Source organism: Pseudomonas sp. MWU16-30322 (assembly GCF_020515535.1).
In the GTDB taxonomy this organism is placed as follows: domain Bacteria; phylum Pseudomonadota; class Gammaproteobacteria; order Pseudomonadales; family Pseudomonadaceae; genus Aquipseudomonas; species Aquipseudomonas fluorescens_H.
The window spans coordinates 1-23,006 of record NZ_JAIWYL010000012.1; the positions used below are offsets into that span (position 1 = coordinate 1).

Genomic DNA, 23,006 nt, shown 5'->3' on the forward strand with positions numbered 1-23,006 from the left:
ATTGATGGCGCGGTCGGTCGCCGCTTTTATCTTCTGTGGATCGAGGGCCGGGTCGTATGGGATCGGGTCGACGTCCGGAGGGTTGGGTGTGGCTTTGAACATAAATATCTAATTCCTGATCAAGGGCCGCGACCGTTCTCTACTAAAAGAAGGGTGGCGGCTGTGCACAGGTTAGTAGACCGGAGGAATTAGCAAGACCGGCGCGCTCAAGAGCGCCCTGCGCACAACCACCATCGAAGTACAGGCATAGATACGCCTGGCTCAATGGGACTCATGCACTTACTAAAACCATACGGGCTACTAAACCCGACCACCGATGGGCAGTGGCAGAGTAACGATATAGCGCATGGTATGGTCTCGTAAGTCGGCGGATTCTGGCGTACGCGTAGGTAACGGCGCAAGGCGTTGTAGCCGTTATGGCGTAACGGTTCGTGTACTTTAAACGTCCTTGTGGGGTTACGTTTATGTCCGAGGTTTGCTCGGTTGGTTTGCTGTTGTCTGGTCGAACGCCTTCGCGAGCAAGCCCGCTCCCACAGGGGATTTTTGTCAGGGCACATAACCCATGACCAACGCAGAGCCAATGGCTCATGGCAACACCCACTCCCACAGGTTTCCTGGCGGCTCCAAGATTTGTGTCCAGGCTTGAGGCATCTGGAAGGAACTGCCACCCCACTGCATCAGTCGCATGAGAAGGAAGCCGTTTTTTCAGAGGAGTGAACGTGTCCAGCGATCCCAAGCGTCACGCCGTCGACGCCCCCGTCATCCATCGCCTGCGCGTGCTGACGGTCAATACCCACAAGGGCTTCACCGCCCTCAATCGGCGCTTCATCCTGCCGGAGCTGCGCGAGGCGGTGCGCAGCACCTCGGCCGATCTGGTGTTTCTCCAGGAAGTCGTGGGCGAACACGAGCGACATTCCAATCGCTACAACGAATGGCCGCAAACCTCGCAATACGAATTTCTCGCCGACAGCATGTGGAGCGATTTCGCCTACGGGCGCAACGCGGTTTATCCCGATGGCCACCACGGCAATGCCCTGCTGTCGAAGTACCCGATCCGTGAATACCGCAATCTCGACGTGTCGATCACCGGCCCCGAACGCCGCGGTTTGCTGCACTGTGTGCTGGACGTACCGGGCCACGCCGAAGTCCACGCGATCTGCGTGCACCTGAGTCTGCTGGAAAGTCATCGCCAATTGCAGTTGCAGCTGCTTTGCCAGTTGCTCGAATCATTGCCCGACGATGCGCCGGTGATCATCGCCGGCGACTTCAACGACTGGCAGTTGCAGGGCAACGTAGCCCTGGCCCGCCGCGATTACCTGCACGAAGCGTTCGAACGCCACCACGGCCGTCCCGCCAAGACCTATCCGGCCCGTTTTCCGCTGCTGCGCCTGGACCGCATCTACCTGCGCAACGCCAGCAGCCACGACCCACAAATCCTTGGCAACAAACCGTGGACGCACCTGTCGGACCATTTGCCGCTGGCGGTGGAAGTGCATCTTTAGTTGCGGTTCTGACATGACCGTTAGTCAGACGCACTTGAAGGCAGATCAAATCCATCTACACCTAAAACAGCTCAAGGAGTAGCGCATTCAATTCGTTAGAGCATGGATCTCATGTGGTGCCTCAGTAGCAACGTGAGGCTGATCCTGTGCTCGTTCAAGGATGATTTCCCCGAATTTGGCTGTAGGGAATCGCCATGACGCGCTACTCCAGATACCTGCGGGCATTGCCGCAGACGCTGTTCTTGCCTGCCTCGCTATTGCTCGCCAGTTCACCCGCCTCCGCCGCTTGCTCACTGGTTCCGGGTCCCGGCAACGACGCCTTCACCTGAGACAGTGGCACCAGCGGTTCGCTGACCGATCTCGCGGGCAACAACAGCCTGACCCTGCCCGCCAACGAGACCGGTCTGATCAACGAGTTGGTAATACACCCGGCAACCTCGTTCCCGGCACTGCCGGGAACGAGCGATGCATTACTGTTACTTGCTCTCGTGCTCGATAAGGTATTGGTCTTCTGATGAGTCCCCTACGGGTTGACCATCCTTGCGGACCTTGAAAAAGATGTCGATAGCACGCGAGTTTCGGAACATGGTTTTTGGCATAGACCATTGAATGTCGCTGTTGATATCCACGATTGTGATGTCACCGCTGGAGCCAGAGCTGCCGCCGTAATTCCGGACGTAAAAAACCACAACCTGACCGACTTCAATGCCCTCATAGGGTCTGGCCACCTGTGTCAGATGGGTCATGGCTGGCGTTATTGTCACGACATTCCCGACCGCTTCTTTAATCACAGGAGCCGCGTACAACAAAACACTCTCGCTCCATTGTTCTGTATTTGCTGACATGTTCATGTCCCTCTATCGATCAGTTGGAAAAGGATGCGGTAGATGGGAAGGCGTAGCTCCACCTGAGTCGCCAATGTAGTGAAAACTATCTACAGCCCCAGCGTCTACTGTCACTTCTGACAGTAGACATGATCAATTTTAAGACCTTTAATCGCGAGCAGGCTCGCTTCCACATTCATTTCAATGTGGGAGCGAGCCTGCTCGCGAATTGCAGCACCGCAGTGCCGGATCAGCCCTCCGGCTTGAGAATCAGCACCGCCAGCGGCGGCAGGTTCAACTCCAGCGACAGCGACTGGCCATGGCTCGCCACCTCTTCGGTAAACGCCCCGCCACCATTGCCATAGTTGGACCCGGCGTAGGTGTCAGCATCGCTGTTGAGCAGTTCGTTCCAGCGTCCGGCGAACGGCACGCCCACGCGGTACGACTGACGCGGCACCGGGGTGAAGTTGGCCACCACCAGCACCGGTTTGCCGTCCTTGCTCCAGCGCAGCCACGCGTACACGCTGTTGATCGCGTCATCGCCGATCAGCCACTGGAAACCCTGCGGCGCATCGTCCTGATCGTGCAGCGCCGGTTCCTCGCGGTACAGGCGATTGAGGTCGCCGACCAGTTTCTGTACGCCTTTGTGTTCCGAGTATTGCAGCAGGTACCAGTCCAGTTGCTGATCGTGATTCCACTCACGCCACTGGCCGAATTCGCAGCCCATGAACAACAGTTTCTTGCCCGGATGGGTCCACATGAAGCTCAGGTAGGCGCGCAGGTTGGCAAATTTCTGCCAACGGTCGCCGGGCATCTTGTCGATCAGCGAATGTTTGCCGTGCACCACTTCGTCGTGGGAAATCGGCAGGATGAAACGCTCGGACCAGGCGTAAACCAGGCCGAAACTCAATTCGTTGTGATGGTGCGCGCGGTACACCGGGTCCTGCTGGATGTAGTGCAGCGAATCGTGCATCCAGCCCATGTTCCATTTATAGGCGAAACCGAGACCACCCTGCTGCGTGCTCTGACTGACGCCCGGCCATGCGGTGGACTCCTCGGCGATCACCAGCGCCCCCGGGGCTTCCAGCTCGACCACGTCATTCAAGTGGCGGAGGAAATCGATGGCTTCCAGATTCTCGCGCCCGCCGTGGCGGTTCGGCACCCATTCGCCGGCCTTGCGCGAATAGTCGCGATAGAGCATCGAGGCCACCGCATCGACGCGCAGGCCATCGATGTGGAAATGCTTCAACCAGTGCAGCGCCGACGCCAGCATGTAGCCGTGCACTTCGGTGCGCCCCAGGTTGTAGATCAGCGTGTCCCAGTCCTGATGGAAGCCCTCCAGCGGGTTGCCGTATTCATACAACGCCGTGCCGTCGAACTGCGCCAGGCCATGGGTATCGGTAGGAAAATGCGCCGGCACCCAGTCAAGAATCACGCCGATATCGGCGCGGTGACAGGCGTCGACGAACTCACCGAATTGCTCCGGCGTGCCGTATCGGGCACTCGGGGCGAATTGCGAGAGCAACTGATAACCCCATGAGCCGCCAAACGGGTGCTCCATGATCGGCATCAGTTCAATGTGGGTGAAACCCAGTTCCTTGACGTAAGGAATCAGCCGCTCGGCCAGTTCCGGCCAAGTGTACTGGCGGGCGACTTCGCCCAGATCGTCCAGCTCGCATTGCCACGATCCGGCATGCAATTCGTAGATCGACAGCGGCGCGGAATGCTTCTGCCGCTCGCGGCGGCCGTTCATCCAGTCCTGATCCTGCCAATTGATCTGCAACGGTGCGGCGACTTTCGAGGCGGTGTCCGGCGGCAGGCTGGTGGCCAGGGCCATCGGGTCGGCCTTCAACGGCAGGATGCCGTGGGCGCCAAGGATCTCGTACTTGTACAACTCGCCCGCCTGCAGGCGCGGAATGAACAACTCCCAGACCCCGGATGGATGGCGCAGGCGCATCGGATGGCGGCGACCGTCCCACACGTTGAAGTCACCGACCACCGACACCCGCCGGGCATTCGGCGCCCACACGGCAAAACGCACGCCGTCGACGCCATCGACCGTAGTCAATTGCGCGCCGAGGCAGCTGCTCAGATCACGGTGATTGCCTTCGGCGAACAGATACAAATCCATTTCGCCGAGCAACTGACCGAAGCTGTAGGGATCTTCCGCCACCTGTTCGCCGCCGGCCCAGCGGGTGCGCAGCAGATACGGCCGCGCCTGCGCGAAGTGGCCGACAAACAGCCCCGGGGTTTCGGTGGCGGTCAGTTCACCGCGCTCTTCGCCGCTGTCCTTGTCCAGCACTTCTACTTTCAATGCACCCGGCAGATAAGCGCGGATGAATTGTCCGCCGGCTCCATCGCCGTGCGGACCGAGAATGGAAAACGGGTCGTGATGTTCGGCGCGCACCAGCGCGTCGATGTCCTGTGCCGCTGGCAATAACGCTTCTTTAGCGTGACCCTGTTCCTTGTTCGAGAAACTCATGACTACTCTCCACCAAGATCGGAAAAGGGTTTAAGCCCTGTCAATAACCCATACAAACCGTGCAACGGCACGGGCAGCCACGTGGGGCGATTTTCGGCTTCATAGGCCACTTCATAGGCCGCCTTCTCCAGGCCGAACAGCGCAAGCGCAGCGTCGGCACCTGCAGGATCCTGCCAGGCATGATCAAGACTAGCTGCCGCTTGGCGATATGCCTGAACAAATGCCTCGCGCGCCTCACGCAGATAGCGCTCGGCAACCCGATGGCGGGCCGCTTCGGACTCTGGACTGTGATCGACGTTGTGCACGTTGATGGTCATCGCCGCTGCGTAATCGAAGGAACGCAGCACGCCGCTGACGTCTTTGTAAGGACTGTGTTTGCCGCGCCGTTCGTGCAGCGGCCGCGCCGGTTCACCCTCGAAGTCGATCAGGTAGGCATCGCCCTTGATCACCAGCACCTGACCCAAATGCAAGTCGCCGTGGACACGGATACGCAAGCCGCCCACGGCTTTTTGCGCGAGTTCCTGCACATGGCCGAGGATGACCTTCTTGTTGTCCAGCAGCCGCGCGACCATTTTCTGATCCGCCGCACTCAGATGACTTTGATGTTGCTTGAGCAGCTTCAAGGCATGCTCGACCTGCGCCGCAACATCCTTGCCGGCGGCTTGAGCATCCTTGGCACTGGTGGTTTGCGGGGCGAAGTCGGGGTTGTCGGTTGGCGCCGCCAGCACCTGGTGCATTTCACCCAGACGCTGGCCGAGCATGCCGGCAAAGTCCTTCAGTTCGCCGAGGGCGTTGTAGTGCTGCTCCTGCTCGGACATCGAGTCGGCCAGCTCATCACGCAGCGCCCGTTCGAGGTTGTTCTGCGTCCATTCCCAGGCATCGCCCTGATTGCTCAGATAGCCTTGGGCGATCATCAGCAGATTATCTTCGCCAGCGCCATCGCGACGGATCACCGAGCCGAGCAGCGGCGAGATGTTCTCGAAACCGGCCTCGGTCAGGTACGCACTCATTTCCAGTTCCGGGTGCACACCTGAGGCGACCTTGCGGATCAGCTTCAGCACCAGGCTGTTGCCGATCACCACCGAACTGTTCGACTGCTCGGCCGACAGATAGCGCACTTCCGACTCGGCACCGAGGCCGAGTTTTTCCAGCTTCGCGGTCGGCGCAAAACGAATCTCGCCCTGTTCGGAGTGGAGCACAGTGGCGCTCTGCATGCCTTGCAACACCGCGTGAACAAACGTTTCCAGGCTGAAGGCATCGGTAATCAGACCGACCTGTCGCCCACGACGCACGCGTGACAACGCCAGTTGCTGCGGCAACGCCGGCCCGACCTGATCTTCGGCGATGAAACCGAACGGCAGTTGATAGCGGCTGGTCTGCCCGGCGCTGGTGACTTCGATCTCGCTGAGCAGCACCGGGTGCTGCGCATCGCCGAAGCGCACGCCGTAGGCCAGATTGACCTGCTCGATGGCCGCGTCCTTGCCAGCAAACCAGCGGCGGTTCTGCAGCCAGCTCGGCAGAATGCCCTGCTCCAGCGTGTTGCGGGTCGGCGCTTCGAGCAATTCTTCCATGCGTTTTTTCAGCACCAGCGTGGTGAAGTCCGGCAGGCTCTGCGCCGGTTCTACGTGCCAGCTCGGCATCTGGTTTTCCGCAGCCAGGGCGAACCAGTAGAAACCGTAAGGCGCCAGGGTCAGGAGGAAATTCAACTGGCCGATCGGCGGGAACGCGTTACCGCCGAGCATCTCCACCGGGACCATGCCGACGTAGGCCGACAGATCGAGTTCCGCCGCCTGCGCGCTGCGCGAGACGTTGGCCACGCAAAGGATGATTTCGTGCTTGCCGTCAGCGTCGGTGAATTCGCGGGTGTAGGCCAGAATCCGTCGGTTGCTCGGCGAAAGCATTTTCAGCGTGCCGCGCCCGAAGGCCTTGGACTGCTTGCGCACGGCGAGCATGCGCCGGGTCCAGTTGAGCAGCGAATGCGGGTCGCCAGCCTGGGTCTCGACGTTGACCGACAGATAACCGTATTGCGGGTCCATGATCGGCGGCAACACCAGACTGGCCGGATCGGCGCGGGAGAAACCGCCGTTGCGGTCGATCGACCATTGCATCGGCGTGCGCACGCCGTCGCGGTCGCCGAGGTAGATGTTGTCGCCCATGCCGATTTCATCGCCGTAATACAGGGTCGGCGTGCCCGGCATCGATAACAGCAGGCTATTGAGCAATTCCACGCGGCGGCGGTCACGCTCCATCAACGGCGCCAGACGCCGGCGAATACCGAGGTTGATCCGCGCGCGACGGTCAGCGGCGTAGTAATTCCACAGGTAGTCGCGCTCCTTGTCGGTGACCATCTCCAGCGTCAATTCATCGTGGTTGCGCAGGAAGATTGCCCATTGGCAATTGGCCGGAATTTCGGGGGTTTGCCGCAGAATGTCGGTGATCGGGAAGCGATCTTCCTGGGCCAGCGCCATGTACATGCGCGGCATCAGCGGGAAGTGAAACGCCATGTGGCATTCATCGCCGTTGACGCCCTCGGCATCGGTGTCACCGAAGTACAGCTGGGTGTCTTCCGGCCATTGGTTGGCCTCGGCCAGCAGCATGCGGTCGGGGTAATTCGCGTCGATCTCGGCACGGATCTGCTTGAGGACGTCGTGGGTCTCCGGCAGGTTCTCGTTGTTGGTGCCGTCGCGTTCGATCAGGTACGGGATGGCGTCAAGGCGCAGGCCGTCGATGCCCATGTCCAGCCAGTAGCACATCACCGACAGCACGGCTTTCATCACTTGCGGGTTGTCGAAATTCAGGTCGGGCTGGTGCGAATAGAAACGGTGCCAGAAGTACTGACCGGCGACCGGATCCCAGGTCCAGTTGGACTTCTCGGTGTCGAGGAAGATGATCCGGGTGCCGTCGTATTTCTGGTCGTCATCCGACCACACATAGAAATCTCGCGCCGCCGAACCGGGCTTGGCCTTGCGCGCCCGCTGGAACCACGGGTGCTGATCCGAGGTGTGGTTGATGACCAGCTCGGTGATCACCCGCAAACCACGTTTGTGCGCCTCGGCGATGAAGCGCTTGGCGTCGGCCATGGTTCCGTAGTCGCTGTGCACGCCGCGGTATTCGGCAATGTCGTAACCGTCGTCGCGACGGGGCGAGGGATAGAACGGCAAGAGCCAGATAGTGTTGACGCCGAGATCGGCGATGTAATCGAGTTTGGCGATCAGGCCGGGAAAGTCGCCGATCCCATCGTTGTTGGAGTCGAAAAACGATTTGACGTGAACCTGATAAATCACCGCATCCTTGTACCAGAGCGGGTCTTTGATAAAGGTGGCTGCCTTGGGTTTCTTCGCCATGTGAAACTCCTGCTGAATTCTGGAAAGCCACGCGGCTAATACCTGTGGCGAGGGAGCTTGCTCCCGCTGGGTTGCGAAGCAGCCCCATTGCATTTGTTCTGATGCACCGCGTTCACTTGGGTTACGACTGCTGCGCAGCCGAGCGGGAGCAAGCTCCCTCGCCACAAGGTTCTGTGCACGACCTTAGGCGGCAGTAATCCGCCAAATCCCGAACGGCTGATACGCCGGGTCTATCCGCATGAACTGGTACTTGCCATGCCAGTCCCAGCGATGCCCGTTCATCAAGTCCTCACCGTGGGTCGTCGCGTCATCGGGCAGGCCCATCTCCCACAGCGGCAGTTCGAAACTGGCTTCCTGCACGTTGTGCGGATCGAGGCTCACCGCCACCAGAATGAAGTTGCTGCCGTCAAAGCTGCGCTTGCCGAAGTACAGAATGTTGTCGTTCCACGCGTTGTAGACCTTCAGCCCCAGATGCGTGTGCAGCGCCGGGTTCTGCCGGCGGATTCGGTTGAGCTGGGCAATTTCGGCAATGATGTTGCCCGGCGCATTGAAGTCGCGGACGCGGATCTCGTACTTCTCCGAATCGAGGTATTCCTCTTTGCCCGGTACCGGCGCCGCTTCGCACAGCTCATAACCGGAATACATGCCCCACAGGCCCGAGCCCATGGTCGCCAGCGCCGCGCGGATGAGAAACCCCGGCCGCCCCGACTCATGCAGGAACGCCGGGTTGATGTCCGGGGTATTGACGAAAAAGTTCGGCCGGTAGCATTCGCGCCACGGCGACTCGTTGAGTTCGGTGAAGTAGCTCGCCAGCTCGGACTTGCTGTTGCGCCAGGTGAAATAGGTGTAGCTCTGGCTGTAACCGACCTTGCCCAGGCGCGCCATCATCGCTGGTGTGGTGAATGCCTCGGCGAGGAAGATCACCTCCGGGTGCAGCGCCCGCACATCGGCGATCAGCCATTGCCAGAACGGCAGCGGCTTGGTGTGCGGATTGTCGACGCGAAAGATCTTCACACCCTCGTTGACCCAGCCAATGACGATATCGCGCAGCTCGACCCACAGACTGGGAATCGCCTCCGGCGCATAGAAGTCGACATTGACGATGTCCTGATATTTCTTCGGCGGGTTTTCCGCATATTTGATCGTGCCGTCCGGGCGCCAGTTGAACCAGCCCGGATGCTGCTTGAGCCACGGGTGATCCTGGGAACACTGAATGGCGAAATCGAGGGCGATTTCCAGACCATGCTCAGCGGCAGCAGCGACCAACCGGCGGAAGTCTTCGCGGGTACCGAGCTGCGAGTGAATCGCCTCATGACCACCCTCCTCGCTGCCGATCGCGTACGGACTGCCCGGATCATCGGGGCCAGCGGTCAGTGAATTGTTGCGGCCCTTACGGTGGGCGCGGCCAATCGGGTGAATGGGCGTGAAATACAGCACATCAAAGCCCATGTCCTGAATCATCGGCAGACGCGCGTGCACGTCGTTGAAGGTGCCGTGACGGGTGGGATCGTCGGTGATCGAGCGCGGAAACAGCTCGTACCAACTGGCAAACTCGGCCAGTTCCCGTTCGACGTCCATCGGGAATTCGGCGCTCAGGCTCAGATAGGCGCGGTGATCGGCCTGGGCCATCAATTGCGCACTGCGCGGGTGCAGAAACAGCGCCACCTGCTCGGTTTCGAGCAGGCCGGACAATTCATGATGCAACGCGGCGAGTTGTTCGCTGAGCTGACCTTCGCTGCGCTCGGCAGCCTGCTGCACCATGCTGCGGCCTTCCTGCAGCTCCAATGAAACCGGGACGGCAGCGTTGTGCTTTTTCTCCAGTTCGTACTGGAAACTGGCGAAGTGATCGATCCAGGCCTCGACGCAAAACACAAAGCGTCCTTGATGCTCAGGGCGAAAGCGCCCTTCCCAACTGTTGTTGCCGAGGTCATTCATGACCTCGCTCTGCCAGGCCTCCGCGCCCTCCTCGTGCCAGCGGATGCGCACCGCGAGCTTGTCGTGGCCGTCGGCAAACACTTTGCTGGTGACGACGACGTCGCGACCGGCAATCGACTTGACCGCAAACTGGCCGCCATCAAGAGTCGGCATGGTGTTTTCGATCACGATGCGCGGCAGCAGCAACGCCTGCGACAGCGGCATATGCGGGTTGTAGCTCTGCTCTGAAGGTTTTTCAGCAGACATCGAGCATCTCTCCTTAACGCCCCAAGGACGCTCTTGTGCCGGATCGGTGGTCACAACGAGGCACCGGCCCCGACTTGAACTGACTTAGGTTCCGAGCGACCGGCGCGGGGAAAAGTTCACAGGGATTTGCCTGGACAAAAAAGCGGATCGAATTCATCACACGGTGGTCAATCCACTTAAGCACTTCTCACGCCATGTGCCACACGGAGGTCTACAGATGAACATCCCGATCCCGGCCGAAACGCCTGATCCGAACATCGACAAACCCACGCTGCCCGAGACCGAGCCGCAGCCGATCCCTGAGCAGGAACCACCGGGCACCACGCCACCGCCGAAGGAAGAGCCGCCGACGACGATGCCGCCGGTGATCGTCTAAGGAACCGATCGATCGTTCCCATCCATCATGGGAACGATCGGTTACAGGTGTTGGTTTTTCTCGTCATCCTTCTCGAACAACCTGACCACTCGCGGCATCACGCTGAAAACCCCCAACGCCAACAACGTGCTGAGCAACGCAGTCGCCTCCCTGCCCAGGCCGGCCGCCACCCCGATCGCCGCTGTCATCCACAACCCGGCCGCCGTGGTCAGCCCTCTGACATGGCCTTCATCGCCTTCCTGATTTTTCAGAATCGTCCCGGCACCCAAGAAGCCGATCCCGGCGATCACTCCCTGCAACACCCGACTCATCGCATCGGATTCAGCCCCGGAAGTCTGCGGCACCAGCACAAACAACGCCGCGCCGAGCGCCACCAGCATGTGCGTGCGCACCCCGGCGGCCTTGCCCTTGTGCTCACGTTCAAAACCGAGAATCCCGCCCAGCACCGCTGCCATCAACAGGCGCACGGTGATGCGTGTCAGTTGCGAGGCATCGCCGACGTCAGCGAATTCTGCTTGCAGCGTTTCCCACACTTCATCCCACCAAGCGTTCATCGCTCCGTCCTTTTTATATGTCGTCAGTGGATGGACAGCAGCGACCATTAATCAGTTGCGCAGAACGATCGGCAAAGCGCGCGCCCTAACCTCTCAGACACCCGAGAAAAAAGGACAGCCCCATGCCCGTTCGAATCGATGAATCCAATCCCGAAGCAAAAGTGTGTTTTTTCACCATCGAAAATGGCGAGGAAATTCGCATTTGCGACACGCTGGAAGTCAAAACAGATAGTGAAAAGGCCATGTCGTTTGTGGAAATTGAAAGTCGGCGCGTTTACATCACCGAAGCGGAAGCTGATGCCTTGACCGTCGCCGGCGCAAAGGATGGTCGCAAGCATCTGAAGGCCGACGAGAGTGATTCGGTGATTTGACTGACCCGGATCAACACCCGGCGCAGACGCCTGCGATAGGCGTTTGCGCCTGCGTCTGCGTGCTGCTTCAACTTGTCGCAGGGCGCGGATCAGAAGCCATCTGATACGCTTTTTATTCAAATAGCTGAGCCTGTTATGCAAACAGTTCGGCGCTCATAGTTCATCCGCCTGATGGAGGCTGATGAGCGAACGACCATGAGCGAACAAATCCCCGTCCGAACCGTAGAAGCAAGCCCCACCATAAAAAATGTGCCTGGTCGCCCGATGAAGGCGAAGGCCGGTTCCACCGACAATCACATCCACACCCGCAGTTTCACCGGCCTGTTCCGCACCTTGCGCATGAGCGGCGCGGGATTTCTGTTTTTGCTGTTCTTCGGCACCGTGTGGCTGAACTGGGGCGGTCGTCAGGCCGTACTGTGGGACTTGGCCGAAAGCAAATTTCACATCTTCGGCGCGACCTTCTGGCCGCAGGATTTCATCCTGCTCTCGGCGCTGCTGATCATTGCCGCGTTCGGCCTGTTCGCCATCACCGTGTTCGCCGGCCGGGTCTGGTGCGGCTACACCTGCCCACAGAGTTCCTGGACATGGATATTCATGTGGTGCGAGAAAGTCACCGAAGGCGAGCGCAACCAGCGGATCAAACTGCAAGCGGCGCCCTGGAGCCTGAACAAACTGGCGCGGCGCGCGGCCAAGCACACCCTGTGGCTGGCGATCAGCGTGCTGACCGGGCTGACCTTCGTCGGCTACTTCACGCCGATTCGTCCGCTGGCTGAAGAGCTGTTCACCCTGCAAATCGGCGGGGTCAGCCTGTTCTGGGTGCTGTTCTTCACCGCCGCCACTTACATCAACGCCGGTTGGCTGCGCGAAGCGGTGTGCATGCACATGTGCCCGTATGCGCGGTTCCAGAGCGTGATGTTCGACAAAGACACTTTGGCGATTTCCTACGACGTCGCCCGTGGCGAAAACCGTGGCCCGCGCAAACGCGATGTGAAGCCCGCCGAGGCCGGCCTCGGCGATTGCATCGACTGCCAGTTGTGCGTGCAGGTGTGCCCGACCGGCATCGACATCCGCGATGGCTTGCAGATGGAATGCATCGGCTGCGCGGCGTGCATCGACGCCTGTGATTCAATCATGGACAAAATGAACTACCCGCGCGGTTTGATCCGCTACAGTTCCGAGCGCGAATTGCAGGGCGGCAAGACCCATCTGCTGCGGCCACGGCTGATCGGCTACGTCGCGGTGCTGCTGGTGATGATCGGCGCTCTGGCGCTGGCCTTGGTCGAACGGCCGATGGTCTCGCTGGATGTGACCAAGGATCGCGGGCTGTTCCGCGAGAACGGTCAGGGCCAGATCGAGAACATCTACACCCTCAAGGTCATCAACAAGACCCAGCAGCGTCAGGACTACAACCTGAGCCTGGTGGATGGCGACGGCTTCCAGTTGCAGGGCAAGACCGAACTGAGCCTGGCGCCGGGTGAGATTGTCGATGTGCCGGTGTCGGTGGCGATGACCACGGAGCGCCCGGCCAGCAGCTCGCAAACCTTGAGCTTCAAGATTGCCGACAGCGACGAGCCCGAGATTTATAGCGTGGCGAAAAGCAGGTTTGTGGCGCCGATGAATCGCTGAGCCTTTAAGATGCTGTCCTCTTTTGACACTGCGATACCTGTGGCGAGGGAGCTTGCTCCCGCTTGAGTGCGTAGCACTCACAAGCTTTTGGGGCCGCTACGCAGCCCAGCGGGAGCAAGCTCCCTCGCCACAAAAAGCAATCCGAATTCAGTCCATCGCGGGATACCGATGAAACGCTACGAAAAATTCGCCGACGACATCGCTGAACTGATCCGCTCCGGCGTCCTCGGCCCCGGGCAACGGGTGCCATCGGTGCGCTACGCCAGCCAGACCTACGGGGTCAGCCCGTCCACGGTGTTCCAGGCCTATTACCTGCTGGAACGTCGAGGTCTGATCCGCGCCCGGCCGCGCTCCGGCTATTTCGTCAACACCCACGCACCCAGTCCGTTCTCGGAGCCGGTGATCAGCAGCCACGTCAACGACTCCACCGAAGTCGACGTCAGCGAACTGGTGTTCTCGGTACTGGAATCGATCAAGGATCCGAGCACCGTGCCCTTCGGCTCGGCGTTCCCCAGCCCGACACTGTTCCCGCTGCAACGCCTGTCGCGCTCGCTGGCCAGCGCGGCGCGGGAGATGGACCCGCGCATGGTGGTCACCGACATGTCGCCGGGCAATCCGCAACTGCGCCGGCAGATCGCCCTGCGCTACATGGTCGGCGGGCTGATGTTGCCCATGGAAGAACTGCTGATCACCAACGGCGCCCTCGAAGCGCTGAACCTGTGCCTGCAAGCGGTCACCGAGCCGGGCGATCTGGTGGCCATCGAAGCCCCGGCGTTCTATGCCAGCCTGCAAGTGCTGGAGCGCTTGAAACTCAAAGCCGTGGAAATCCCCGTGCACCCGCGTGACGGCATTGACCTCGGTGTACTGGCGCAAACGCTTGAACGGCATCCGATCAAGGCCTGCTGGTGCATGACCAGTTTCCAGAACCCGATGGGCGCGACCATGCCTGAGGCGAAGAAACAGGAACTGGTGGAACTGCTGCGCCGGCATCAGGTGCCGCTGATCGAGGACGATGTCTACGCCGAACTCTATTACGGCCAGCAAGCACCGAAACCGGCCAAGGCCTTCGACACGGAAGGACTGGTGATGCACTGCGGTTCGTTCGCCAAGAGCCTGGCCCCCGGCTACCGCATCGGCTGGGTCGCTGCCGGGCGCTACGCGCAGAAAATCGAACGGCTGAAACTGATGACCTCGCTGTGCGCCTCGATGCCGGCACAAGCGGCCATCGCCGACTACCTGCAACACGGCGGCTACGACCGCCACCTGCGCAAACTGCGCTACGCCCTGGAAGAACAGCAAAGCGCGATGCTCGCGGCGATTGCCCGCTACTTCCCGGCGCAGACCCGCGTCAGCCAGCCAGCGGGCGGCTATTTCCTGTGGCTGGAACTGCCACCGCAGATGGATTCATTGAAATTGTTTCAGATGGCATTGGCGCAGGGCATCAGCATCGCGCCGGGGCCGATCTTCTCGCCGACCCAGCGCTTTCGGAACTGTATCCGGTTGAATTACGGCAGCCCGTGGACCGAGGACTCGGAGAAAGCGATGGAGACGTTGGGGCGGATTGTGCGGTCGTTCTGACAGCCCTGTGTTGTCTGGGCTATTGCCTTCGCGAGCAGGCTCGCTCCCACATTGGTTCTGTGTCCTGCACAAATCCAGGGTGGGAGCGAGCCTGCTCGCGAAGAGGGCCGACCTGACAGCGAAACTCTCTGGACTTAACGCCCGCCCCCCAAATCAACAAACGTCCCGGTGGCATAGGAAGCCTTGTCCGACAGCAACCAGACAATCGCCTCCGCCACCTCATCCGGCCGCCCGCCCCGGGCCATCGGGATCGCCGACTCAAGCTTGCTGACCCGGTCCGGATCACCGCTCAACGCGTGGAAATCGGTATAGATATAACCCGGACGCACCGCGTTGACGCGAATCCCCTCGCCCGCCACTTCCTTGGACAGACCGATGGTGAAGGTGTCGAGCGCACCTTTGGACGCGGCGTAGTCGACATACTCGTTGGGCGAACCCAGGCGTGCCGCGACCGACGAGACGTTGACGATGCTGCCGCCCTGCCCTCCATGTTTGGGCGACATGCGCAGGATCGCGTGTTTGGCGCAGAGGATCGGTGCCAGCACGTTGGTTTTCATGATTTTGAGAATGCGGAACTCGGACATTTCATCGACCCGCGATTTGTGCCCGACGGTGCCGGCGTTGTTCACCAGCGCGGTGACCCGACCCAGTTCGGTGTCGACCCGCTGAAACAGCGCGATCACTTCGTCTTCGATACTGACATCGGCGCGCACCGCAATGGCTTGGGCCCCCAGCGCCCGCACTTGCTCCAGCACGCTTTGCGCGGCCTGTTCATCCGACTGATAGTTGATGCAGATCCGATAGCCCTGCTCGGCAGCCAACAACGCCGTAGCGGCGCCAATTCCGCGCCCGCCACCGGTGATCACAATGACTTTATCCATGCTGGCCCTTCCCCCCAATGCACACGTAACAGTCGGGTGGAAGAATAACCGCCATTGGGCGGTTTTGCATGGGCTCTGTCAAAGACAAAACCATGTACGGGACTGAGATGTTTTTTGTGGCGAGGGAGCTTGCTCCCGCTCGGCTGCGAAGCAGACGCGAATCCGGCCAACACGGTACAACCGAGTAAAAGCGCGGGCCGCTTCGCGCCCCAGCGGGAGCAAGCTCCCTCGCCACAGGCTGCAGTCAGACAGCCGCCACAGCCTCTCCACGGGCAATGTTCTGCAGGAACACATCCGCCGGCATCGGATGCCCCAACAAATAACCCTGCAACGAATCACACCCCAACTGCGTGAGGAAGTCCTGCTGCATTCCGGTCTCCACACCCTCGGCGACGATCCGCAGACCCAATGCCTGTCCGAGCGCCACGATGGCCGAGACGATGGCCGCGTCGTCGCTGTCGTGTTCCAGATCACGGACAAATCCGCGGTCGATCTTCAGCTCATTGGCCGGCAAACGCTTGAGGTACATCAGGCTCGAGTAGCCGGTGCCGAAGTCGTCGATCGACAAGTCGACGCCCATGTCCGACAACTCTTGCAACACCGTCATGCTCGCATCGGCATCGCTCATGGCCGTGGTTTCGGTGATTTCCAGAGTCAGGCTGTTGGCCGGCAGATGATGCGTCGCCAGCGCCTTGGCCACGCTCTGCACCAGCCCCGCGTGGCAGAACTGCAACGCCGAGAGGTTCACCGCGATTCGCCAGTCGGTGTAACCGAGCACGTACCATTCGCGCATCTGCCGGCAAGCTTCGTTGAGCACCCATTCGCCGATGGCGATGATCAGACCGGTTTTCTCCGCCAGATCGATGAACTTGTCCGGCAGCAACATGCCCTGGGTCGGATGTTGCCAGCGCAGCAGCGCTTCGGCGCCGACCGGACGACCGCTGGCGGCGTCGAATTTGGGTTGGAAATACAGGCTGAACTGACCGTGCTCCAGCGCTGCGCGCAGATCCTGCAACAGTTGCAGTTGCTTGCGCGCGTTGTTATTCATCGAGGCATCAAAGAAGCTGTAGCCGTTTTTGCCGCCGCCCTTGGCGTGATACATCGCCGCGTCGGCGTTCATCAGCAGTTCCTGAGCGCTCTGGCCATTGCCCGGGTACAAGGCGATGCCGACGCTGGCGGATATCTGCAAGTCGTGCTCGGCCACGCGGAACGCCTGGGCAATCAACCCGACCTGGCGCGCGGCGAGGCTCAGGGCATCGTCGGGTTCGGTCAGGCGCACCAGCAGCACGAATTCGTCGCCGCCGATCCGCGCCAGCGTGTCCTGGCTGCGCAAGTCTTCACGCAGGCGCACCCCGACTTCGCGCAGCAACTGGTCACCCATGTGGTGGCCAAAGGCATCGTTGACCGGTTTGAAACCGTCCAGATCGATGAACATCAGCGCAAAACAGCCGCCCTGTTCCTCAACCTTTTTCATCGCTTGATTGATCCGGTCGTCCAGCAACATGCGGTTCGGCAGGCCGGTCAGGGTGTCATGCAACGCCAGTTGCGTCAGTTCACGGTTGGCCAGGGTCAGCGAATGCGCCAGATCGGCGGTCCGCGCCTCGAGGCGAGCATCGAGAATCGAAGTGAGCAAGGCGATCGACAGCACCGCCAGGGTGGTGATCAGCACCAGATTGTCGAGGCCATTGCCCTTGAGCCCGTCAAGCGTCGCACCGCAGAAACTGCCAGCGGGAAACTGCGCGGCGGCCATCCCGGTGTAGTGCATGCCGACAATGGCAATGCCCATGATCACCGCCGCGCCGCCGCGGATCAGGCGCACATACGGCGACTGCTGGCGCAAGCGGAAGGCGATCCACAACGCCGCTGCCGAAGCACCCACCGCGATCAGCAATGACGCGCCGAACAGCGTCGGGTCGTAATCGATCCCCGGGGTCATGCGCAGCGCGGCCATGCCGGTGTAATGCATCGCACTGATGCCGGCGCCCATGACCAAGGCGCCAAAGGCCAGTTGCAACACAGGCAGTTTCGGCTGACTGACCAGCCACAGGGCAAACCCGCAGGACAGTACCGCGATCAATAGCGATAGCGCGGTAATCGCCATGTCGTAGCCCAGATCGATCGGCAGCTTGAAAGCCAGCATGCCGATAAAATGCATCGACCACACGCCAACCCCCATCGCCAGCGCACCGCCCGCCGTCCAGAGATGCACTGCGCGCCCACGGGCGCTGGCGATGCGCCCGGTCAGGTCGAGCGCGGTGTAGGACGCGAGAATCGCCACACACAACGAAATGAAAACCAGAGTGAAGGAATAATTACCGATGAGCATGGGGATTCTCGCAACCACCCGCGCCGTACTGCATCCATTCTCGGCCGGGCAAATGCGGCGATTGTACTGATTGCGCAGAAGAACGCACTGACAAAGTAATCATTTTGCCATCAACCCGATGAAACGCTTGTTTGATGGTTTTGCGAGGCTCTGGCCCGGGCCTCGCTCCCAGGATTCCTGCAATCAGCGCGATCGATGTGGGAGCGAGCCTGCTCGCGAAAAAACCAGCATGTTCATCGCAGATGTCGACCGAACTGACGCCTTCGCGAGCAGGCTCGCTCCCACGGATCAGCGATTGTCGCTGACATCGAGTTGTCCGTCCCAGCCACCGCCCAGCGCCGCAATCAATTGCACGCTGGCGATCAAGCGGCTCTGCAGAATGTTCAGCACCGTGCGCTCGTTACTCAACGCCGTGGCCTGCACCACAACCACATCGATGTAGGCAATCAAACCGGCCTTGTACTGATTCTGGGTCAGACGCAGCGAGTCGCGCGCCGCATCCAGTGCTTCCTGCCGCACCGCCGCCTCGTCTTCATACACCTTCAATTGCACCAGATAGTTTTCCACTTCACGGAAGCCGTCGAGCACGGTCTGGCGGTACTTGGCGACGGTCTGGTCATACACCGCCTCGGTACGGTCAACCTCGGCCGAACGGATCCCGCCGTCGAAGATCGGCAAATCCAGTTTCGGCCCGACCGACCAGAAACGGTTCGGTAGCGTTAACAGATTTTTCGAGGTACTGCTGCTGTAGCCGCCGCTCATGCTCAAGGTCAGGTCCGGGTAATACGCGGCTTTTGCCACACCGATGTTGGCGTTGGCGGCAATCACCGAGCGCTCCGCCGACGCGATGTCCGGGCGGCGTTCCAGCAACTGCGACGGCAGACTCAGCGGAATCTGCGGCAGGTTCGGAATGCTCTGGGTTTCGGCAATGCTGAACTCGGCCGGCGCCTGCCCGGTGAGGACGGCGATAGCATTCTCAAACTGCGCCCGTTGCCAGATCAAGTCCACCAGATCGGCCTGCGTGCTTTTCAGCTGAGTCTGTGCCTGCGCCACCGCATCGCGCCCGGAAATGCCCGCGCGGTACTGGTTCTGGGTCATTTGCAGCGATTTCTCGTAAGCCGTGACGGTGGCTTCGAGCAGCCTCTTCTGCTGATCGATCACCCGCAGTTGCAGGTAATTCTGCACCAGTTCCGACTGCTGGCTCAGGCGCATCGCCGCCAGATCGGCGAAGCTGGCCTGGGCGCTGGCTTCATTGGCTTCCAGGCCACGGCGCAACTTGCCCCAGATATCCGCTTCCCAACTCACGCCCAACTGCGCGTTGTAGGTGTCGCGAATGCCGCTGGCGGAACTGCTCAGGCTCGAACTGCTGCTGCCGGTGCCCTGGCTGGAGCGGGTCTTGCCCAGGCTCAGGTCGACGTTCGGGTAAAACGCCCCCCGGGCACTGCGCACCAAAGCCTGGGCCTGACGGTACTGGGCTTCGGATTGCGCCACGGTCTGGTTGGAGCTGTTGAGTTTCTCGATCAGGCCATTGAGCTGCTGATCGCCATACAACTCCCACCAGGCGCCACGGGCCAGCGAGTCACTCGGATTGGCCTGGCGCCAGCCTTCGGCCTCTTTGTATTGCGCGACCACGGCGGTCTGCGGGCGCTGATAGTCCGGGCCGACGGCGCAGGCACTGAGCATCGCCACGCACAGCGACAGACTCAACAGGCGCGAGCCGCGCGCAGTGGCCAGATTGAGAAGCGAACGGTCAGTCATAGCGGAGTTTCCAGAGCGGCGTCAGTACGCACGCCACGCCACTTGTTGAAGCGGTGGCGCAGCTTGTCGAGATAGAGGTAAACCACAGGCGTGGTGTAAAGAGTCAGCACCTGGCTGAAGATCAGGCCACCGATGATGGTCAGGCCCAATGGCTGGCGCATTTCCGCGCCTTCTGCACGGCCGAGCAGCAACGGCAAGGCGCCGAGGATCGCCGCCAGGGTGGTCATCAGAATCGGCCGCAGCCGTTGCAGGCACGCACTGCGGATCGACTCCAGCGGCGACAGGCCCTGATGGCGCTCCAGTTGCAGCGCCAGGTCGATCATCAGAATCGCATTTTTCTTCACCACCCCGATCAACAGGAACAGTCCGAGCAGCGAGATCAGGCTGAACTCGCCGCCCAGCGCATAGATCGACAGCAACGCGCCGACGCCGGCCGAGGGCAGGGTCGAGAGAATCGTCAGCGGGTGAATGTAGCTTTCATACAGCACACCGAGTACCAGATACACCGCCAGCAGCGCACCGAGGATCATGAACGGCTGGCTTTTCTGGGTCGCGGCAAAGGCATCGGCGGTGCCGGCCATTTTTGCGATCACGTCTTCGGGCAGACCGACCTTGGCAATCGCCCGCTCGATGGCGGCACTGCCCTGCTCCACCGTCACCCCTTCGGCCATGTCGAAAGCGATGCTTTCGGAAGCGAACTGGCCTTCGTGGCTGACGCGGTCGTCTTCCAGGCTGTTTTCGTAATGGGCGATGGTCGATAACGGAATCCGCGCACCGTCAGCGGTAATCACGTGCACCTGATTGAGCGTTACCGGGTCCTGCGCATACTTCGGATTGACCTCCATCACCACCTGATACTGGTTGAGGCTGTCGTAGATGGTCGAAATCTGCCGCTGGCTGTAGGCGTTGTTCAACACCGCCGTGACCATGTTCATGTCGACCCCGAGGCGCTTGGCCTGATCGCGGTCGACAATCAGCGTCACCTGCTGCGCGCCGCGCCCCTCGCGGGCGTCGATGGCCGTGAGCTCGGGCAGTGCCCGTAACGCGGCAACGACTTTCGGATACCACTCGCGCAACGAACCCAGATCGCCGCTTTGCAGGATGTAGCTGTATTGCGAAGTGGTCTGCTCGCGGCCACCGCCGAACTGCAGGTCCTGATCCGCCATCAGCATCAACTGGGCGCCGGGAACCTTGGGCATTTCCTTGCGCAGACGTTCGATGACTTTCTGCGCCGAGAGCTGACGCTCCTTGATCGGTTTCAACCGCACCAGCATAAAGGCGTTGTTGGTGCCGTTGGTGCCACCGATGAACCCGGCGACGCTTTCCACCGCGTCATCCTTGAGTACGGCGCGGCGGAAGGTTTCCATTTTCGGCTGCATGACACTGAACGAGAGGCCGTCATCGCCGCGCACGAAACCGATCAACTGACCGGTGTCCTGTTGCGGCATGAAGGTTTTCGGCACCACGACATACAGCGCGACGTTCACCCCGACCGTGATCAACAGACTGAGCAATGTCAGACGACGATGACGCAACACCCAGTCGAGGCTGGTGGCGTATTTGCCGACCATCCAGTCGTTGGTCCGCCGGCTCCAGCGTTGCAAACGGTTTTCTTCACCCGGGGTATGTGGTTTGAGCCAGCGCGCACAGAGCATCGGCGTAAGCGTCAGGGACACCACCAGCGACACCACGATCGCCGCCGCCAGGGTGATCGAGAACTCGCGGAACAGACTCTCGATAATCCCGCCCATGAACAGGATCGACAGAAACACCGCCACCAGCGAGACGTTCATCGACAGCAAGGTGAACCCGACTTCCTTGGCCCCGAGGTACGCGGCTTTCATCGGTTTGACGCCTTCGTCGATGTGCCGGGAGATGTTTTCCAGCACCACGATCGCATCGTCCACCACCAGCCCGGTGGCGAGAATCAGCGCCATCAGCGACAGGTTGTTCAGCGAGAAGCCATACAGGTACATCACCGCGAAGGTGCCGACCAGCGAGACCGGCACCGCCAATGTCGGAATCAGCGAGGCGCGGAAGTTACCGAGAAACAGGAACACCACCAGAATCACCAGTGCCACGGCAATCAGCAGGGTCATTTCCGCTTCGTGCAACGTGGCCTTGATCACTGGCGAGCGATCCATTGCCAGGTTCAGTTTGACGCTGGCCGGCAGTACCGCTTGCAGGGCCGGCAACTGCGCCTTGATCTCGTTGACCGTCTCGATGATGTTGGCGCCGGCCTGGCGGTTGATCACCAATAGCACCGCCGCGTCATCGTTGAAGAAACCGCTGTTGTAACGGTCTTCGACGCCGTCGCTGACCTTGGCCACGTCCTTCAGACGCAGGGCTGCGCCGTTGTTGTAGTGGATGATCAGTGATTCGTAATCCTTGGCTTTCTCCAACTGGTCGTTGGCCTGGATCTGCCACAGGCGCTCGCTGTCTTCGACCGAGCCCTTGGGCCGGCGCACGTTGGCCCCGGCGATGGTCTTGCGCACATCGTCGAGCGCCACGCCGTACTGGTTCAGCGCCTGCGGTTCGAGTTCGATGCGTACCGCCGGCAGCGAACTGCCGCCGATCTGCACTTCACCTACGCCCTGCACCTGGGACAGGCTTTGCGAGAGGATGGTCGAGGCCAGGTCATAGAGCTGGCCTTTTTCCAGCACATCCGAAGTCAGCGACAGCACCATGATCGGCGCCTGCGACGGGTTGACCTTCTTGTAGGTCGGCATGCTGCGCATCCCGCTCGGCAACAGGTTGCGCGAAGCGTTGATTGCCGCCTGCACTTCCCGCGCCGCGCCGTTGATGTCGCGGTCGAGGTCGAATTGCAGAATGACCCGGGTCGAACCCTGGCTGGAACGGCTGCTCATGGTGTTGACGCCGGCAATCGCGCCGAACGAGCGCTCCAGTGGCGTCGCCACCGTGGACGCCATCACCTCGGGACTGGCACCGGGCAGGCTGGCCTGGACCACAATCACCGGGAAATCCATTTGCGGCAGCGGCGACACCGGCAACAGGCCGAAGCTGACACCGCCCAGCAACATGATCGCCAGGCTCAGGAGCATGGTCGCGACCGGGCGCTTGATGAAAGGACCGGAGAGGTTCATTGACCGCAATCCCCAACATCACACCAATCCCCTGTGGGAGCGGGCTTGCTCGCGAATACGGTCTGACATTCAACATTCATGTCGCCTGATACAGCGCTT

Annotated in this window: 14 protein-coding genes and 1 pseudogene; 6 read left to right on the forward strand and 9 right to left on the reverse strand. The window is 60.8% G+C overall.

All coding sequences use genetic code 11. The annotated features are described in order from the left end of the window. Nucleotides 1-719 precede the first annotated feature (719 nt). Together LCH64_RS23035 and LCH64_RS23040 are read left to right on the forward strand one after the other, a co-directional pair. The gene (locus LCH64_RS23035; RefSeq protein ID WP_003224531.1) at nt 720-1,502 is read left to right on the forward strand and encodes an endonuclease/exonuclease/phosphatase family protein; all 783 of its coding nucleotides are present in this window, start codon (nt 720-722) and stop codon (nt 1,500-1,502) included. Between the two features lie 194 nt (nt 1,503-1,696). Then, nucleotides 1,697-1,915: pseudogene (locus LCH64_RS23040) on the forward strand (hypothetical protein); the annotation flags it as partial. A 63-nt stretch (nt 1,916-1,978) separates the two neighbouring features. Here the strand turns inward: LCH64_RS23040 and LCH64_RS23045 are convergent. The 4 genes from LCH64_RS23045 to LCH64_RS23060 all read right to left on the reverse strand — a co-directional run bounded on the left by LCH64_RS23045 (nt 1,979) and on the right by LCH64_RS23060 (nt 10,333). Further along, a complete protein-coding gene (locus LCH64_RS23045; RefSeq protein WP_226501339.1) occupies nt 1,979-2,353 on the reverse strand; it encodes a hypothetical protein in 375 nt (124 codons plus the stop codon). 223 nt (nt 2,354-2,576) lie between these two features. Then, on the reverse strand, nt 2,577-4,808 hold the full coding sequence (gene glgB, locus LCH64_RS23050) for a 1,4-alpha-glucan branching protein GlgB (RefSeq protein ID WP_226501340.1): 2,232 nt from the start codon (nt 4,806-4,808) through the stop codon (nt 2,577-2,579). Between the two features lie 2 nt (nt 4,809-4,810). Beyond that, nucleotides 4,811-8,152, reverse strand: coding sequence for a maltose alpha-D-glucosyltransferase (treS, locus tag LCH64_RS23055; protein WP_226501341.1), 3,342 nt, complete (start codon nt 8,150-8,152; stop codon nt 4,811-4,813). A 183-nt stretch (nt 8,153-8,335) separates the two neighbouring features. Further along, nucleotides 8,336-10,333 carry an alpha-1,4-glucan--maltose-1-phosphate maltosyltransferase gene (locus LCH64_RS23060; RefSeq protein ID WP_226501342.1) on the reverse strand — a complete coding sequence of 666 codons (1,998 nt, stop codon included), beginning with the start codon at nt 10,331-10,333 and terminating at the stop codon, nt 8,336-8,338. 217 nt (nt 10,334-10,550) lie between these two features. Between LCH64_RS23060 and LCH64_RS23065 the strand changes: the two genes are divergently transcribed. Continuing rightward, nucleotides 10,551-10,709, forward strand: a complete 159-nt coding sequence (locus LCH64_RS23065) for a hypothetical protein (protein WP_003224520.1) — start codon at nt 10,551-10,553, stop codon at nt 10,707-10,709. A gap of 41 nt (nt 10,710-10,750) precedes the next feature. Here the strand turns inward: LCH64_RS23065 and LCH64_RS23070 are convergent, their stop codons facing one another. Further along, on the reverse strand, nt 10,751-11,263 hold the full coding sequence (locus tag LCH64_RS23070) for an MgtC/SapB family protein (protein ID WP_226501343.1): 513 nt from the start codon (nt 11,261-11,263) through the stop codon (nt 10,751-10,753). Between the two features lie 122 nt (nt 11,264-11,385). Here LCH64_RS23070 and LCH64_RS23075 point away from each other — a divergent pair, with 122 nt between their 5' ends. From LCH64_RS23075 to mapR, 3 genes are all read left to right on the forward strand, one after another. Beyond that, nucleotides 11,386-11,634: a DUF3203 family protein gene (locus LCH64_RS23075; protein ID WP_226501344.1), complete on the forward strand. Its 249-nt coding sequence runs from the start codon at nt 11,386-11,388 to the stop codon at nt 11,632-11,634. Nucleotides 11,635-11,829: 195 nt separating this feature from the next. Continuing rightward, nucleotides 11,830-13,260: a cytochrome c oxidase accessory protein CcoG gene (gene ccoG / locus LCH64_RS23080; RefSeq protein ID WP_103484500.1), complete on the forward strand. Its 1,431-nt coding sequence runs from the start codon at nt 11,830-11,832 to the stop codon at nt 13,258-13,260. A gap of 168 nt (nt 13,261-13,428) precedes the next feature. Continuing rightward, entirely contained in the window at nt 13,429-14,838 is a 1,410-nt protein-coding gene (gene mapR / locus LCH64_RS23085; RefSeq protein WP_008087199.1) for a GntR family transcriptional regulator MpaR, read from the forward strand. Between the two features lie 134 nt (nt 14,839-14,972). On the opposite strand, the gene LCH64_RS23090 is transcribed toward mapR, so the two are convergent. The 4 genes from LCH64_RS23090 to LCH64_RS23105 all read right to left on the reverse strand — a co-directional run bounded on the left by LCH64_RS23090 (nt 14,973) and on the right by LCH64_RS23105 (nt 22,907). Continuing rightward, nucleotides 14,973-15,719 (reverse strand): SDR family oxidoreductase, encoded by a 747-nt coding sequence (locus LCH64_RS23090; RefSeq protein WP_003224509.1) that lies wholly within the window; start codon nt 15,717-15,719, stop codon nt 14,973-14,975. Between the two features lie 244 nt (nt 15,720-15,963). Next, complete coding sequence (locus LCH64_RS23095) at nt 15,964-18,045, reverse strand: EAL domain-containing protein (protein ID WP_226501345.1); 2,082 nt, start codon at nt 18,043-18,045, stop codon at nt 15,964-15,966. 288 nt (nt 18,046-18,333) lie between these two features. Further along, a complete protein-coding gene (locus LCH64_RS23100) occupies nt 18,334-19,803 on the reverse strand; it encodes an efflux transporter outer membrane subunit (protein WP_226501346.1) in 1,470 nt (489 codons plus the stop codon). Then, entirely contained in the window at nt 19,800-22,907 is a 3,108-nt protein-coding gene (locus LCH64_RS23105) for an efflux RND transporter permease subunit (RefSeq protein ID WP_226501347.1), read from the reverse strand. Before LCH64_RS23105 ends, LCH64_RS23100 begins: the two co-directional genes overlap by 4 nt. Between the last annotated feature and the right edge of the window lie 99 nt (nt 22,908-23,006).

Bases quoted from the DNA above. Each gene is read 5' to 3' on its own strand.
- LCH64_RS23090 (WP_003224509.1), bottom strand. From the start codon at position 15,719: ATGGATAAAGTCATTGTGATCACCGGTGGCGGGCGCGGAATTGGCGCC.
- LCH64_RS23070 (WP_226501343.1), bottom strand. From the start codon at position 11,263: ATGAACGCTTGGTGGGATGAAGTGTGGGAAACGCTGCAAGCAGAATTC.
- mapR (WP_008087199.1), top strand. From the start codon at position 13,429: ATGAAACGCTACGAAAAATTCGCCGACGACATCGCTGAACTGATCCGC.
- LCH64_RS23075 (WP_226501344.1), top strand. From the start codon at position 11,386: ATGCCCGTTCGAATCGATGAATCCAATCCCGAAGCAAAAGTGTGTTTT.
- LCH64_RS23095 (WP_226501345.1), bottom strand. From the start codon at position 18,045: ATGCTCATCGGTAATTATTCCTTCACTCTGGTTTTCATTTCGTTGTGT.
- treS (WP_226501341.1), bottom strand. From the start codon at position 8,152: ATGGCGAAGAAACCCAAGGCAGCCACCTTTATCAAAGACCCGCTCTGG.
- LCH64_RS23100 (WP_226501346.1), bottom strand. From the start codon at position 19,803: ATGACTGACCGTTCGCTTCTCAATCTGGCCACTGCGCGCGGCTCGCGC.
- LCH64_RS23065 (WP_003224520.1), top strand. From the start codon at position 10,551: ATGAACATCCCGATCCCGGCCGAAACGCCTGATCCGAACATCGACAAA.
- LCH64_RS23045 (WP_226501339.1), bottom strand. From the start codon at position 2,353: ATGAACATGTCAGCAAATACAGAACAATGGAGCGAGAGTGTTTTGTTG.
- glgB (WP_226501340.1), bottom strand. From the start codon at position 4,808: ATGAGTTTCTCGAACAAGGAACAGGGTCACGCTAAAGAAGCGTTATTG.
- ccoG (WP_103484500.1), top strand. From the start codon at position 11,830: ATGAGCGAACAAATCCCCGTCCGAACCGTAGAAGCAAGCCCCACCATA.
- LCH64_RS23105 (WP_226501347.1), bottom strand. From the start codon at position 22,907: ATGAACCTCTCCGGTCCTTTCATCAAGCGCCCGGTCGCGACCATGCTC.
- LCH64_RS23060 (WP_226501342.1), bottom strand. From the start codon at position 10,333: ATGTCTGCTGAAAAACCTTCAGAGCAGAGCTACAACCCGCATATGCCG.